The organism is Thermosporothrix sp. COM3 (assembly GCF_059696735.1).
The window spans coordinates 7189862-7204674 of the sequence record NZ_AP019376.1; the positions used below are offsets into that span (position 1 = coordinate 7189862).

The window sequence follows — 14813 nt, forward strand, 5'->3', positions numbered from 1 at the left end:
ACGAACGGTCGCTGCTGTCATGTGACAGAGGTGATCGGGCGGAAGATTACAACGCTCTCAAACAGGAACGTGACCGGTGTGAGGGATGGCAAGCCGCAATGATGACGGGACGAAAATCCCGTTCAAAAAAAGGCTTGACAAAGCGAGGTCGAACTGCTACAATACCGGAGCAATCGAGAAGAGCGCGAAAGCAAAAGAAATGATGCTTATGCGCGTTATGCGAGTACCTTGACAATTGAAGAGTGGAAAACAGAACCGCATGGACGGAGGCTCCTTCTTCCAAGAAGGAGTGCAATGTCAGTTCCTGTTGATTCTGTGATCTGTTCCATTGAGCAGATCAAACAACAACAACCAAGCATGATCGCATATCCTGTGAGGATATGTCGAGATAGAAACAACGCTTGAATGGCGAGTTTGATCCTGGCTCAGGACGAACGCTGGCGGCGTGCCTAACACATGCAAGTCGAACGCCCTTCCCTCGTGGAAGGGAGTGGCGGACGGGTGAGTAACACGTGGGTACCTACCCTGAAGTGAGGAATACCGGCGAGAAATCGCCGACAATACCGCATACGCTCCTTCGGGAGCAAAGCTCGCAAGGGCGCTTTGGGATGGGCCTGCGGCCGATTAGCTAGCTGGTGAGGTAAGAGCTTACCAGGGCGACGATCGGTAGCTGGTCTGAGAGGACGATCAGCCACACTGGGATTGAGAACGGCCCAGACTCCTACGGGGGGCAGCAGTGAGGAATTTTCGGCAATGGGGGCAACCCTGACCGAGCAACGCCGCGTGCAGGAAGACGGCCTTCGGGTTGTAAACTGCTTTTCTGTGGGACGAGCAAGGACGGTACCACAGGAAGAAGCCCCGGCTAACTACGTGCCAGCAGCCGCGGTAATACGTAGGGGGCGAGCGTTGTCCGGAGTTACTGGGCGTAAAGCGCATGCAGGCGGTCGGGTAAGTTTGCACTGACAGTCATCGGCTTAACTGATGAAGGCGTGCGAAAACTGTCCGACTTGAGGGCTCTAGAGGGGTGCGGAATTCCGAGTGGAGCGGTGAAATGCGTAGAGATTCGGAGGAACACCGAAGGCGAAGGCAGCGCCCTGGAGAGTACCTGACGCTCAGATGCGAAAGCTAGGGGAGCGAACGGGATTAGATACCCCGGTAGTCCTAGCCGTAAACGATGACCACTAGATGTCCGGAGTATCGACCCTTCGGGTATCGGAGCTAACGCGTTAAGTGGTCCGCCTGGGGAGTACGGTCGCAAGATTAAAACTCAAAGGAATTGACGGGGACCCGCACAAGCAGCGGAGCGTGTGGTTTAATTCGATGCAACGCGAAGAACCTTACCAGGTCTTGACATCACACTGACAACCCTAGAGATGGGGTCTTCCTTCGGGACAGTGTGACAGGTGCTGCATGGCTGTCGTCAGCTCGTGTCGTGAGATGTTGGGTTAAGTCCCGCAACGAGCGCAACCCTCGTCGCTAGTTGAATGTTCTAGCGAGACCGCCGTTACAAAGCGGAGGAAGGTGGGGATGACGTCAAGTCAGCACGGCCCTTACGACCTGGGCGACACACACGCTACAATGGCCGGGACAAAGGGCAGCCAACCCGCGAGGGGGAGCCAATCCCATCAAACCCGGTCTCAGTTCAGATTGCAGGCTGCAACCCGCCTGCATGAAGTCGGAGTTGCTAGTAACCGTAGGTCAGCACACTACGGTGAATACGTTCCCGGGTCTTGTACACACCGCCCGTCACACCACGAAAGTCGGCAACACCTGAAGCCGCTGGGCTAACCTCATTGAGGGGGCAGGCGTCGAGGGTGGGGTCGGTGATTGGGGTGAAGTCGTAACAAGGTAGCCGTACCGGAAGGTGCGGCTGGATCACCTCCTTTCTAGGGAGTACAGGATGAGGGAGACAGGAAACTGTCCCCGCAGACTCATCCGATCCCAGGTCGAGCAGGAACCAAACAGACAGCACCGGCCAGTGGCTGGTTTCCACTCTTCAGCGGTGAAGGTCCTCGCACCAAGCACGTGAGGGAGGCATACCCCTCCTCACAGAGGATCATATCCCGTCGTACCTGAACAACTGAAGAAGAAAGCAAGCAAAAGAAGAGAATCCTTCAATTTTGCTGAAAAGGTCATCGGTCTGCATCCAGGAGGACGCAGTCCGAAGGACCATGAACACCTCATCATCAAGAGAGCACAGATTGCACACAAGCGCACAAGAGTACGAGGTGGATGCCCAGGTGCCAAACGCCGATGAAGGACGCGGAGACCGGCGAAACGTTCAGGGGGAGCTGCATCCAAGCGATGAGCCCTGAGAATCCGAATGGGGCAACCCATCCAGAGTGATGTCTGGATACCCCTTGCTGAACCCATAGGCAAGGTGGAGGGCAGTGGGTGAACTGAAACATCTCAGTAACCCGACGAAAAGAAATCAACCGAGATTCCCGTAGTAGTGGCGAGCGAACCGGGAAGAGCCCAAACCATTCGTTCTTCGGAACGGATGGGGTTGTAGGACCTGCACTCCCTTGCACAATCGCTACTCGAACAGGCTGGAACGCCTGACCAGAGCGGGTGAGAGTCCCGTAGAGAACGGCGGCTGTACAAGCGCAGGGATCCTGAGTACCACGAGGCACGTGAAACCTTGTGGGAAGCTGGGGGGACCACCCTCCAAGGCTAAACACGTTTGGCAACCGATAGTGAACCAGTACCGTGAGGGAAAGGTGAAAAGCACCCCGAGAGGGGGATGAAAGAGACCCTGAAACCACGTACTCACAAGCTGTCAGAGGTCACTGTCCTCAAGGAGGACCAAGGACTGATGGCGTGCCTTTTGTAGAATGATCCGGCGAGTGGTTCGTTGTCGCAGGTTAACCTTCGGTAAAGAAGGGGAGCCAGAGGGAAACCGAGTCTGAAGAGGGCGCAGCGTGTGGCAAGGAACCGACCCGAAACCGTGTGAGCTACCCATGAGCAGAGTGAAGCGAATGTGAAAGTTCGTCGAGGCTCGCACCCACCAGTGTTGCAAAACTGGGGGAGGACTTGTGGGTAGGGGTGAAATGCCAATCGAACACGGAGATAGCTGGTTCTCCCCGAAATGCATTGAGGTGCAGCCACAGGCAAGAACCCTCGTGGAGGTAGAGCACTGAATGGGCTAGGGGCCAAGTGCTGGTTACCAAACCCAATCAAACTCCGAATGCCACGAGTGCGTCCCTGTGAGTGAGACGGCGGGGGCTAAGCTTCGTCGTCAAAAGGGAAACAGCCCGGACCACCAGCTAAGGTCTCTAAAAGATGCTCAGTGTGAAAGGGAGTCAGTGCGCAATAACAGCCAGGATGTTGGCTTAGAAGCAGCCATCATTGAAAGAGTGCGTAATAGCTCACTGGTCGAGTGAACTGGCACCGACAACGTACCGAGGCTCAAGCATCTTACCGAAGCTGTGGATTGGTCTCATATGAGATCAATGGTAGGGGAGCGTTCTTGACCAGAGAAGCCAGACCGTGAGGACTGGTGGAGGGAAAAGAAGTGAGAATGCCGGAATGAGTAGCGTTATATCTGTGAGAACCAGATACACCGAATGCCTGAGGGTTCCTGGGCAACGTCAATCGTCCCAGGGTTAGTCGGGACCTAAGCCGAGGGCGTTAAGCCGTAGGCGATGGAGAGCAGGTAGGACAGTCCTGCACCAGAGCAGATCGTTTGAGTGAAGGGGGGACGCGGTCAGGAAGGTGAGCCCGTCGAATGGACAGGACGGGTGCCCTGTCTGAAGCGCGTGGACGAGGAAAATCCCGGCCACAGTGAGCGTGACAGCAGGGCCGAGCGCCCGAAGAGGGTGCGGAAGTCATCGGCCCCCATGCCGCCAAGAAAAGCCTCTAGCGAGATCATGCTCTGCCCGTACCGCAAACCGACACAGGTAGGCAGGGAGACGTCTCTCCAGGTGATCGAGGGAGCCTCTGCTAAGGAACTCGGCAAAATGACCCCGTACCTTTGGAAGAAGGGGGGCCTGAGTAGCTTTCGTGCTGAGAGGCACGGGGGTGAGCAGGCTGCAAGAAATGGGCCCAACCGACTGTTTACCAAAAACACAGGTCTCTGCGAACGCGAAAGCGGAAGTATAGGGGCTGACTCCTGCCCAGTGCCGGAAGGTTACGAGGAGTGGTGAGCGTAGCCATGAATCTAAGCCCCGGTGAACGGCGGCCGTAACTATAACGGTCCTAAGGTAGCGAAATTCCTTGTCGGGTAAGTTCCGACCCGCACGAAAGGAGCAACGAGTTGGGCACTGTCTCGGCAGAGGACTCGGCGAAATTGAAGTACCCGTGAAGATGCGGGTTTCCCACGACAGGACAAAAAGACCCCGTGGAGCTTTACTACACCTTGGCCTGGAAACGAGGCAGGACGTGCGTAGGATAGGTGGGAGCCGGAGAACCCTTCCTTGTGGGGGAGGGGGAGGCAACAGTGAAATACCACTCTCGTTGTGTTTTGTTTCTCACGCGTGAGCCATAAGCTGGCATGCGGACAGGGTCAGGCGGGTAGTTTGACTGGGGCGGTCGCCTCCCAAAGGGTAACGGAGGCGTCCAAAGGTTCCCTCAGGGTGGATGGACATCACCCGAAGAGAGTGCAAAGGCAGAAGGGAGCTTGACTGCGAGGCAGACAGGCCGAGCAGGGACGAAAGTCGGGCTTAGTGATCCCACATTCCCGAGTGGAAGGAGTGTGGCTTAACGGATAAAAGCTACCCCGGGGATAACAGGCTGATCCTGCCCAAGAGTTCACATCGACGGCAGGGTTTGGCACCTCGATGTCGGCTCGTCGCATCCTGGGGCTGGAGTAGGTCCCAAGGGTTGGGCTGTTCGCCCATGAAAGCGGCACGCGAGCTGGGTTCAGAACGTCGCGAGACAGTTCGGTCTCTATCCGTCGTGGGCGCAGGAAGATTGAGGGGAGTCATCTTCAGTACGAGAGGACCGAGATGGCTTGACCGCTGGTGCGTCAGTTGGCCTGCCTGGGCCAGAGCTGAGTAGCTACGTCAAGAAAGGATAAGCGCTGAAAGCATCTAAGCGCGAAGCCGACCCCAAGAAGAGTCTTCCCGCTCTCTCCGAGAGGAGGGAGCCAAGACCCCAGAAAGAAGATCTGGTAGATAGACCGTGCGTGGACGTCTGGTAACAGGCGAAGCGGAACGGGACTAATGGTCGAACGGCTTGTTGAATCGTTGCCTCGGAGGTGAGGGGAAGTGGTGCAGAGGAAGGTGCCCGAGCGGGTGCAGCATCGATGACAGTTCGGCAAAATTGAATGATCGCTCTTTAGAAACGTGCTTTCTCGTCTTCAGTGGACAGGAGAAAGAGGTTCGCCCCGGAAGCGGGGACGGGCCTTTTTGCATTTTTGGTCCGCCATCAGGCGAAAAGCGCTCCAGTGTAGCACTGAAGCGCTTGCTCTCTATCTGTATGTGCCTTCACAATTACAATCCTCTTCACGAGAACTGTGAAATAGAGTATTATTCGTGTATCCCTTTTTGGCTAATGATACAGGCCAAATTGTTGCTAAAGTATAGCGCCAGATTGGGGAAACGTGTACTATAATTCATTGTTCCTCTTTTGCTGGAATCATATGTTCCCTTTTCTTTTTGATCCTGTCGCTATAGAAGAGGGAGAGATCGGCGCCCGAGAACCTGTTATTGAAGGGGAAGGAGTAAGGCAATGGTTACGCGTCTGGTTGGTGTTGATACTGGCGGAACTTTTACCGATATTGTGGTGCTCCAGAAAGGTGCGTTGCGAGTCCACAAGGTGCTTTCTACACCCGATGATCCATCAAAAGCGATTCTCCGTGGATTGAATGACCTCGGTATTTTTGATGAGTTGCGCGTTTTGATTCATGGTTCTACAGTAGCTGCGAATGCGGTTCTTGAGCGAAAGGGAGCGGTTACAGGGTTAATTACGACCGCAGGGTTTCGAGATGTGCTGGAAATTGGGCGCCAGACTCGACCTGAGATCTATAATTTGCGGGTTCAGAAACAGCCTCCCCTGGTGCCTCGTTCGTTGCGCGTTGAGGTTATAGAGCGGTTGAATGAGCGAGGAGAAGAGATACTCCCTCTGGATCAGATGACGCTGGAACAGGCTTTGCGTACCCTCCATGCGGCCGGCGTTGAGTCGGTTGCTATCTCATTGCTCTTTAGCTTTGCCAACCCGACGCATGAGCAAGCGGTGGCTGATGCTGCACGAAAGGCCGGTTATTTTGTCTCCGCATCTTCTGAGGTTGTACCGGAGTTTCGTGAGTATGAGCGAACCAGTACAACCGTACTCAATGCCTATGTTGGCCCGCTAATGAGCCGATATCTGGCCTCTCTGGAAGAGAAGCTGCCCTCGGGAATCACCTTTCGGATTATGCAGTCAAATGGTGGCTCTATTTCCTGTACAACCGCGCGGAAGGAAGCGGCTCGTACATTGCTTTCCGGGCCTGCGGCTGGTGTGGTTGGCGCAGCCTATGTTGCACGGCTTTCCGGCTTTCAGAAAGCGATCTCCTTTGATATCGGCGGAACCTCAACCGATGTCGCCTTGATTGATGGTGGTATCAACGAAACGACATCGGGTTCGGTTGGGGGGTATCCCTCAAAGTTGCCGATGATTGATATTCATACAGTTGGTTCGGGTGGTGGTAGTATCGCCTGGTTCGATGTCGGTGGTGCTCTGAAAGTTGGGCCTGTTTCTGCTGGCGCATCTCCCGGCCCGGCAGCATATGGTCTGGGTGGAACGGAAGCAACAGTGACAGACGCGAATGTTGTTCTTGGCAGGTTGATCCCTGAGGCTTTTCTTGGTGGCACGATGTCGCTTGATGTCCAGCGAGCAAGAAATGCAGTAGAGAAGATCGCGCTTCGTCTGGAAACAACAGTCGAAGAGGCCGCTCTGGGTATTATTCGTGTCGTGAATGCCAATATGGAAGCAGCTATTCGCGTGATCTCGGTTGCTCGGGGCAGCGACCCTCGTGATTGTGTCCTTGTTGCATTTGGTGGAGCTGGTCCGTTACACGCTTGTGAACTGGCGGCAGCATTAGGGATCCCTCGAGTGCTCATTCCAACGACACCAGGAGTACTGTCAGCTCTGGGAATGCTTGTCGCCGATACGCTAAAAGATTATGTGCAGACTATCATGGTTCCTGTCGAAGAGGCTCAACAGCCCATAATCGACGCTCTAGCGTCTTTGGAAGCACAAGGGCATGCGGATCTTCTGCGTGAAGGAATTGCTGAGCAAGATATTGTGCTCGAGCGCTACTTAGATATGCGCTATATCGGACAATCCTATGAATTATTTGTTCCCTTTACTGGTTCCATTGTTGAGGCTGTCCAGCGATTTCATATGGCTCATGAGCAGCGCTTTGGTTACTGTGACCCGAATGAGCGCGTTCAGGTGGTGAATGTGCGTTTGAAGGCACGAGGAAAAGCCCATAAACCAGCCCTTGAGAGTCGAAAGGCCCAGAACACGAACGAGATACAGCCATTTGCATATCGGACGGCTCTATTCCCTTCGGAGACTGGAGCAATGCCTTTTGTTGTGCCGATTTATGAGCGGTCTGTTCTGGCTGTTGATACCGAACTCTCGGGGCCTGCAATTATTGTGCAATATGATACAACGACCGTGGTACCGCCTGCGTGGCGCTTACGGGTTGATATGACAGGGAATCTTCTGCTTGAACAAATGAAGGAGCAATAGTCATGGGAAAGACGCCAAATGTAACGCCTGTTAGTCTGGAAATCTTTCGTAGCGCTCTGACTGCTATTGCTGAGGAAATGGGAACAGTACTCACTCTGAGTAGCTATTCGCCAAATATCAAGGAGAGGCGTGATTTTTCCTGTGCGCTCTTTGATATACGTGGTAGACTGATTGCTCAGGGAGATCATATGCCTGTGCATCTGGGAGCAATGCCCGATTCTGTGGCCTCTGCGCTGGCTGCGTTTACAGAGTTTGCGCCCGGTGATGTCGTTATTTTGAATGATCCCTATCTGGGTGGGTCGCATCTTCCCGATATCACTTTGATTGCGCCGATTTATGTCGAGGTTGAGGGAAAGCAACGTTTGATTGGATTCGCGGCGAACAGGGCACATCATTCCGATGTTGGAGGGATTTCACCTGGTTCGATGCCACTTGCAACCGAGGTGTATCAAGAGGGGGTAATTATTCCTCCTTCCAAGTTATGGGATGCAGGGCGGCTGAATCAGCCCTTACTTTCGTTGATTTTGCGCAATATTCGGACTCCTGACGAGCGACGCGGTGATCTGGCGGCCCAGATAGCGGCAAATCGGACGGCTGGCAGGCGTTTACAGGAATTGGTTGAGAGATGGGGAATACAGGTGCTGGAGGCCCATATAGATGCGCTTATTGCCTATGCACAACGCATTACCGAAGCCGCCATTGAAGCGATTCCTGATGGGACCTATTATTTTGTCGACTATTTAGATGATGATGGCGTTACTGATGAGCCTGTGATGATTCGCGTGGCTGTGACGGTACAGGGAAAACATATTACTGTCGATTTCAGTGGAAGTAGCCCTCAGACGCGGGGCAATGTGAATACGGTCGCAGCGGTGACCAGATCGGCAGTGTATTATGTCGTGCGTTGTCTGATGCCTTCAGATGCGCCAACCAATGCAGGTACTTTTGCGCCTGTTACCGTACTGGCTCCTGAGGGAACGGTTGTTCATGCACGGCCTCCCGCGGCTGTCGCCCAGGGAAATGTGGAAACATCGCAGCGGATTACAGATGTTGTGCTGGGAGCTCTGGCACAGGTTCTCCCGGCAACGATTCCCGCAGCCGGTCAGGGGACCATGAATAATATTACGGCGGGTGGTTTCGATCCGCGTACGCAACAGCCATTTGCCTACTATGAGACGATGGGAGGCGGGATGGGGGCCAGTCTCGGGCAATCCGGACTTTCGGGAGTTCATGTCCATATGAGTAACACGCTGAACACACCTGTTGAGGCGTTTGAGTATGCCTATCCGATGCGGATCATGCGTTATCAACTGCGTGAGGGCTCCGGTGGCGTGGGTGCGGCCTGTGGAGGCGATGGATTGGTGCGTGAGATACAATTTGAGGTGCCTACCGAGGTGACCTTGCTGTCCGATCGCAGGCGTTTTGCCCCTTATGGACTACAGGGAGGGGAGCCCGGCGCAAAGGGCGAAAATCGGCTGCTAAGCGAGGGAAAAGAAACGGTGCTACCCGGGAAGGTCCATCTCCGAGTGCAACCGGGAGACCGCCTGATTATCGCCACTCCGGGAGGTGGTGGTTGGGGCTCTCCATCGCCAGTAGAGCCAGGCAAGTAGCCATGTTTGGCCGCTGACGTTCTTTTGGGGGAATAGATCGGCTTTGCTATACGTTGTAACTCTTGAGGAAGCATCCCTCGCTTATAACTATAGCTTTCAAGGAGTTTTTTCCGTGGCCGAAACAATTCAGGAAAAGAACGACACAAAGATTGTAATGTATTCAACCACATGGTGTGGCGATTGCCGTTTCGCCAAGCGCTGGTTCGACTCCCATGGCATCGCTTATGATGAAATTGACATTGAGCAGGATGAGAGCGCTGCCGAGCTGGTTGTGAAGCTGAATGGTGGAAAGCGCGTCGTGCCGACGATTGTGTTTCCTGATGGCTCTATTCTGGTTGAGCCGGGAGCTCGTGAGCTTGCTGCCAAATTTGCGAAGTAATCAAACTTATAAGCTATTGATGGTCTCTGCCTTGAGCAGAGGCCTTTTTTTATGCTCGGAATAGGAATAGAGATACGGGCCAGAAGGAAAGGGATGTGAATTTTAGGTAGCCTCTGTTAAAATAAGTGAATAGAATGCGTCCCTATACAAGCAGGGTGAGTTTCTCGGTAGAGACTGGCAAAGCACTAATCGTTAAAAGGAGTTAGCGTTGATGACTTTGGGCGATTCCAGGATGCAATATCCCGTCCCTCCAGCACTAGAACATCCTGAACTCCTTCTATATCGTAATGAGTTCCCTATCTTGCAGCGCAAGACTTATTTCAGCAGTTGCTCTTGTGGGGCGCTTTCTCGGCGTTCATCTCAGAACGTGACCCGGTTTCTGGACACCTGGAATGAATGGGGAAGCCAGGCACGGCAGGATCTCTGGCTTGAAGAAGTTGCCAGAGCACGTAACCGATTTGCTTCCATTATCGGGGCGCAGGAGCATGAGGTTGCGATAGCCCCCAGTGTCTCTGTTGCCCTGAGTTCTATTGCATCTGCTCTTGATTACAGCCAGCGGAAGAAGGTTGTCCTTTCGGATATGGAGTTCCCTTCTCTGGCTTACCAGTGGCTGGCAAAGAGGCGTTATGGCGTTGAGTGCCAGTTTGTGAGAAGCCCGGATCGGGTCTATGTGCCATCGGAATTGTTTGAAGAGGTTGTAGATGAGCAGACCGTGTTGGTCGCGACCTCGCGTGTGTATGGTGCCAGTGGCTATATACAGGATATTCGTGCTGTTGCTGATACAGCGCATCGTCATGGTGCGTATGTATTAGTTGATGACTATCTGGGCACTGGTTTGATTCCTGTGAATGTGAACGCACTGGATGTCGATTTTCTGGTGACCAGTACTCAGGCATGGTTGATGGGTGGCCCGGGACTGGCGTTTGTCTACATTCGTGAAGGGCTGCTCTCGTCGTTCTGGCCGACAATTGCCAGTTGGTTTGGTCATCAGGAGCAGTTTCAGTATCGCATAGAGGAACTGGTGTTTCGGAGTGATGCCCGACGCATCGAGTTGGGAACGCCTGCGATGGCCGCTATCTATGCCGCGAATGGCGGCCTGGATATGGTCCTTGAGGCAAGCGTTGAGAGCATTTGTGAGCGTTCGCGCTATTTGAGTAATGATTTGATTGCTCGGGCGCGTGAGCTGGGCTGGAAGGTGCATGCCCCGCTGGAACAGGAGCGGCGGAGCCCTATTGTTGCTCTGGAAGTCGAGCGACCTCAGGATATGCTGAAAGAACTGCTTGCTCGTAATATTATTGTAGACTGTTATTCCGGTTTATTGAGAATCTCGCCGTACTTCTATAATACCATCGAGGAAAACGCTATTGTTATAGAGGCTATTGCTGAGATATTGAAAAACAGAAAGAGCACCTCGTGAGGAGGCTATAGATGAAGTGTTCTCAATGTCAGTTTGAAAATGCAGCAGAGGAAACGCATTGTCAGCAGTGTGGTGCTGAATTAGCGACACCATCTCGCGGTATTGTCCCTGTCACGTCTCGCTTACCGGCCGTTTTACAGAATCCTGTAGTTCCGAAGAGTGTTGCTGCTGGTGTCGGGGCACTGGCTTTGGGCGTCGGGTTGGAACTATTGCGGCGCAACCTGCTGAGCCGTCTGATCCCGGCTGCCAAAACAACGCAACAGGCGCTTCCTGTGTTGAATGAGGTTAAAGATACACTCTTCCCTCAGAGTAGCAAACAGATCAAGCTGCCAAAGGGCTATGAGATGCAGGAATCTGTTGTGTATATTCGTCGCATTATTCGTAAGGAAAGTAAGCTATAAAGCATTCCTGAGTGTTATTGTATGGCGTTGATTTTGCGTGAAGATGATGTGCGCTCTCTATTGAGCATGCATGATACGGTGGCGGTGCTGGAGGAGGCGTTCAACGCCCAATCACAGGGAATGGTTGTGAATCAGCCGCGCAGCCGCATTATGATTCCGAATGGAGTGTTGAATACGCAAGCCGCGGCTGCTCCAACTTTTGGTGTTCTGGGATATAAAACCTATACAGCCTTCAGGGAAGGTGTGCGCTCTGTTGTCCTTCTCTTTAGTGCCCATGATGGAAGCTTGCTTGCTATCATAGAGGCTGAATGGCTTGGGGCGATGCGGACTGGAGCGGCGAGCGCGCTGGCGACGAAATATCTTGCCAGACCGGATGCGCATATCGTCGGACTGATCGGGGCGGGCAAGCAAGCTGTTACGCAACTCATGGGTGTGTGCGCTCTGCTTCCAGCACTCTCCACTGTCCTGGTGTATTGCAGACAGCAATCTGTTCGTGAGCTCTTTTGCCAGGAAATGTCTCACCTGCTCAATCTTGATGTCAGGCCTGTCCTTACTGCAAAAGAGGCGGTAGAATATGCCGATATTCTTATCACAGCGACGACGTCACGCTATCCGGTATTTGAAGGGGCATGGCTCAAGCCCGGATGCCATATAAACGCCATTGGTTCCAATTGGGCCCAGAGGCGCGAACTGGATAGCGCGACGATCCAACATTGCTCGTTGGTCGTCACTGATTCGTTGGAGCAGGCCTGTGTCGAGGCCGGGGATTTGATTATTCCAGCGAATGAGGGGCTTTTTGACTTGAGCGAGGTGCATGAGCTTTCTGAGATTGTAAGCATTGATATACCCTGGCGTGAAACGCCCGATGCGATTACCCTTTATAAGGGGGTAGGAATTGCTCTGGAAGACATTATAACTGCTGCACACGTCTACTATTGTGCTCGTCAACACAATAGAGGCGAAGAAATACAGCTCATTCTCTGAATGAAGGAGAGCGGAGTGAAGGTTCAAATTCAGATGTTACAGGCGCTCTACAGGGACGTGAAAGCGCACAGGCGGCCAGTGATGCACGTTTATGTCCTTTTGCCGGCCCTGCTATTGATACTGCTGCTTTCTGCCTGCACTGATGGTGGTGCACTTGGTGGTGGAGCATGGCAACTCAGCAATTTGCAGAAACATGCGGTGCGCGTCCTCGCTGTGAATCCCGCCAAACCAGCCTCAATCTATGCTGCTGATGAGCAGGGTACGCTTTTTGTCAGCGCCGATGGTGGGCAACAATGGACAGAACGGGGACAGGGCTGGTCAAAGCCAAATCCGGTACTGGCTCTCGCCTTTGATATCCCTGGAGAGAAGCTGTACGCGGCCACCGAGAAGGGCTTGTTTGTGAGCACGGATGAGGGGCAGAAGTGGACGCTTATTTCGACGCAACAGATGGGCTTACCTGCTGATCGATATACCTCTATCTTGTTTGATGACCGACGTTCTAACCGTGTCTATGTTGGAACTGCGGGGCATGGTATTTTTGTTAGCGCGGATAAAGGGACATCCTGGAAGGCCGTCAGCCAGGGGCTTCCCACAAATGCTGCGATCAAGTATCTTGCATATGACCCATCCGCCCGGCAGATATGGGCTACTACTACTGCCGGTGTATTCCGTTCGGACGACCAAGGGGGCTTGTGGCGCTCTTTTCAGCATAATCTGCCTGCTAACACGGCGGTCAATGTGGTGCTTCCCGCTGCGGCAGGAGGAGGACAGGAGCGGTTGGTCTATGCAGGTACCGATAAGGGGCTGTATATCTCCCAGGATCAGGGAGAAACCTGGAAGACTGGTAAAATTCCTTTAACCGGGGCCAAAGTGTTGGCCCTGCTGGTTGATTTCCGAAACGATAAGACGCCGCTCTATATCGGCACGAACAAGGGCGCCTTTCGGAGCAATGATGGCGGTCAGAGCTGGAATTTGATCGCTGGAGGTTTGCCTAAGGGAACGATCGTCTATGCCTTTGCTCTGGGTGCTGAGAACTACTCACAACTTTTTGCTGCAACTGCAAATGACGTTTATCTGTTCCCCGGGATGAATGGTGGCTGGTCATTCAGCCGTATTCTGTTCTGGGTGCTCATACTTGTCCTCTTCGTGGCGCTCTACTGGGTGCTGACAAGGAGTCGGCGGCGCCGAAGGGCTGTGCGTCTTGCCGAGACGAAAGAGAATGCTGAAGAGTAAGTGTTGCTGACCTTGAGAGGAGTAGACAGGCTGCACCTCTCAAGGTTGGATTATGGACGATGAGCGCCTAAATATGCGACTACAAGGTAAAGCACGTAAAGAAAGATGCATACAAGAACAATGGCTCCATAGCAAGTCAGTGTCCATGCACGGCGTGTGTTAAGTGCCTGCCGAAGCTGCTCAATCATATCGGGTGGATCAAGCTGCAAGTCTGGATGCAGTTCCAGTAGTTGCGGTAACATAGCCCGAAAGTCCTTTGCGTTGGTCATTCCTTCAGCGAGCATCACTGTTGTGTCATCCACCAGATCAGCCATGAGGATGAGCTTTGATGGATTGGGGTCTCCGGGCATGAGGATCAGCCGTTTGAGGTCCTGAAGATATACTCGTGTCTCCGTCTCAACCTCTTGCCCGGTAATTACCAGTTCATCTTTGTACAGCCGAATCTCTTTGCCCATTCCATAGCGTACGACACTGATTGGGGATGCTGGATTCTGTTCACTCATAGATCGTTATTCCGCCTGGTTTCTCTGTTGAAATAGTAAGCGCTACGTAAGATTGTACTGCATAGATGGGGTGGCGTCGAGCCTTCTTACACCGAAAGGGGCTCCGCTTGACAGAATATGCATTGAAACATTACAATCTTCACTGTGAAGACAAAAGCAGTATAGAAGTTCTGGAATCATGGCGCAGGTCGGTTTACTCGAAGATAATGTGCGTATTGCTCGTCTCTGTGCAACGATGCTGCAATATGCAGGGCATCAGGTCACAATCTATGAGCATCCACGGGAGTGCCTGGCTGCTCTCACCTCTCCCATTGGCAGGCGGGAAAAGAGCGTGAGTGTGGCTCGACCAATATTGCCGATTGATGTCCTGATTCTGGACCTCCACCTTCCCAATATTGATGGATTGGACGTTTTGCGTTCCTTGCAAGCACATCCTGAGACGCGCTCTCTTCCCCTGATTTTCTGTACGGCTGCCGCTCCTTCAGAAGTGGCGCTTGCCTTGCGGGTCGCGCCTCAGGCCGGGGTGATTGAAAAGCCGTTCACGATTCAAGCGCTCACGTCTGCAATCAGTAGTGTCCTAACTCCTTCCTCTACAAAATAAAGTGGCCT

The 14813-nt window shown here is 53.2% G+C and carries 9 protein-coding genes and 2 rRNA genes; 10 read left to right on the forward strand and 1 reads right to left on the reverse strand.

Annotation, left to right across the window (positions count from 1 at the left end):
* Positions 1 to 402 precede the first annotated feature (402 nt).
* From KTH_RS30775 to KTH_RS30815, 9 genes are all read left to right on the forward strand, one after another.
* Positions 403 to 1886: ribosomal RNA gene (locus tag KTH_RS30775) — 16S ribosomal RNA — on the forward strand.
* A 319-nt stretch (positions 1887 to 2205) separates the two neighbouring features.
* Positions 2206 to 5183: ribosomal RNA gene (locus KTH_RS30780) — 23S ribosomal RNA — on the forward strand.
* Together the 16S and 23S rRNA genes form the textbook arrangement of a ribosomal RNA operon.
* Positions 5184 to 5670: 487 nt before the next feature.
* A complete protein-coding gene (locus KTH_RS30785; RefSeq protein WP_497622709.1) occupies positions 5671 to 7677 on the forward strand; it encodes a hydantoinase/oxoprolinase family protein in 2007 nt (668 codons plus the stop codon).
* 2 nt (positions 7678 to 7679) lie between these two features.
* Positions 7680 to 9287 (forward strand): hydantoinase B/oxoprolinase family protein, encoded by a 1608-nt coding sequence (locus tag KTH_RS30790; RefSeq protein WP_111321670.1) that lies wholly within the window; start codon positions 7680 to 7682, stop codon positions 9285 to 9287.
* A 112-nt stretch (positions 9288 to 9399) separates the two neighbouring features.
* The gene (locus KTH_RS30795; protein WP_246046372.1) at positions 9400 to 9666 is read left to right on the forward strand and encodes a mycoredoxin; all 267 of its coding nucleotides are present in this window, start codon (positions 9400 to 9402) and stop codon (positions 9664 to 9666) included.
* 211 nt (positions 9667 to 9877) lie between these two features.
* Entirely contained in the window at positions 9878 to 11083 is a 1206-nt protein-coding gene (locus KTH_RS30800; protein ID WP_497622711.1) for an aminotransferase class V-fold PLP-dependent enzyme, read from the forward strand.
* 11 nt (positions 11084 to 11094) lie between these two features.
* Complete coding sequence (locus KTH_RS30805; RefSeq protein ID WP_111321666.1) at positions 11095 to 11484, forward strand: hypothetical protein; 390 nt, start codon at positions 11095 to 11097, stop codon at positions 11482 to 11484.
* 21 nt (positions 11485 to 11505) lie between these two features.
* Positions 11506 to 12468: an ornithine cyclodeaminase family protein gene (locus KTH_RS30810; protein ID WP_497622714.1), complete on the forward strand. Its 963-nt coding sequence runs from the start codon at positions 11506 to 11508 to the stop codon at positions 12466 to 12468.
* Positions 12469 to 12483: 15 nt separating this feature from the next.
* A complete protein-coding gene (locus KTH_RS30815) occupies positions 12484 to 13701 on the forward strand; it encodes a WD40/YVTN/BNR-like repeat-containing protein (protein ID WP_497622716.1) in 1218 nt (405 codons plus the stop codon).
* Between the two features lie 50 nt (positions 13702 to 13751).
* Here KTH_RS30815 and KTH_RS30820 read toward each other — a convergent pair whose 3' ends face one another.
* Entirely contained in the window at positions 13752 to 14204 is a 453-nt protein-coding gene (locus tag KTH_RS30820; protein ID WP_111321660.1) for a hypothetical protein, read from the reverse strand.
* A gap of 178 nt (positions 14205 to 14382) precedes the next feature.
* On the opposite strand from KTH_RS30820, the gene KTH_RS30825 reads away from it, so the two are divergent.
* Entirely contained in the window at positions 14383 to 14805 is a 423-nt protein-coding gene (locus KTH_RS30825; protein ID WP_497622718.1) for a response regulator, read from the forward strand.
* Positions 14806 to 14813 lie beyond the last annotated feature (8 nt).

Excerpts from the sequence above, each read along its gene's own strand:
- KTH_RS30810 (WP_497622714.1), top strand. The coding sequence starts at position 11,506 with ATGGCGTTGATTTTGCGTGAAGATGATGTGCGCTCTCTATTGAGCATG.
- KTH_RS30785 (WP_497622709.1), top strand. The coding sequence starts at position 5,671 with ATGGTTACGCGTCTGGTTGGTGTTGATACTGGCGGAACTTTTACCGAT.
- KTH_RS30790 (WP_111321670.1), top strand. The coding sequence starts at position 7,680 with ATGGGAAAGACGCCAAATGTAACGCCTGTTAGTCTGGAAATCTTTCGT.
- KTH_RS30805 (WP_111321666.1), top strand. The coding sequence starts at position 11,095 with ATGAAGTGTTCTCAATGTCAGTTTGAAAATGCAGCAGAGGAAACGCAT.
- KTH_RS30820 (WP_111321660.1), bottom strand. The coding sequence starts at position 14,204 with ATGAGTGAACAGAATCCAGCATCCCCAATCAGTGTCGTACGCTATGGA.
- KTH_RS30800 (WP_497622711.1), top strand. The coding sequence starts at position 9,878 with ATGACTTTGGGCGATTCCAGGATGCAATATCCCGTCCCTCCAGCACTA.
- KTH_RS30825 (WP_497622718.1), top strand. The coding sequence starts at position 14,383 with ATGGCGCAGGTCGGTTTACTCGAAGATAATGTGCGTATTGCTCGTCTC.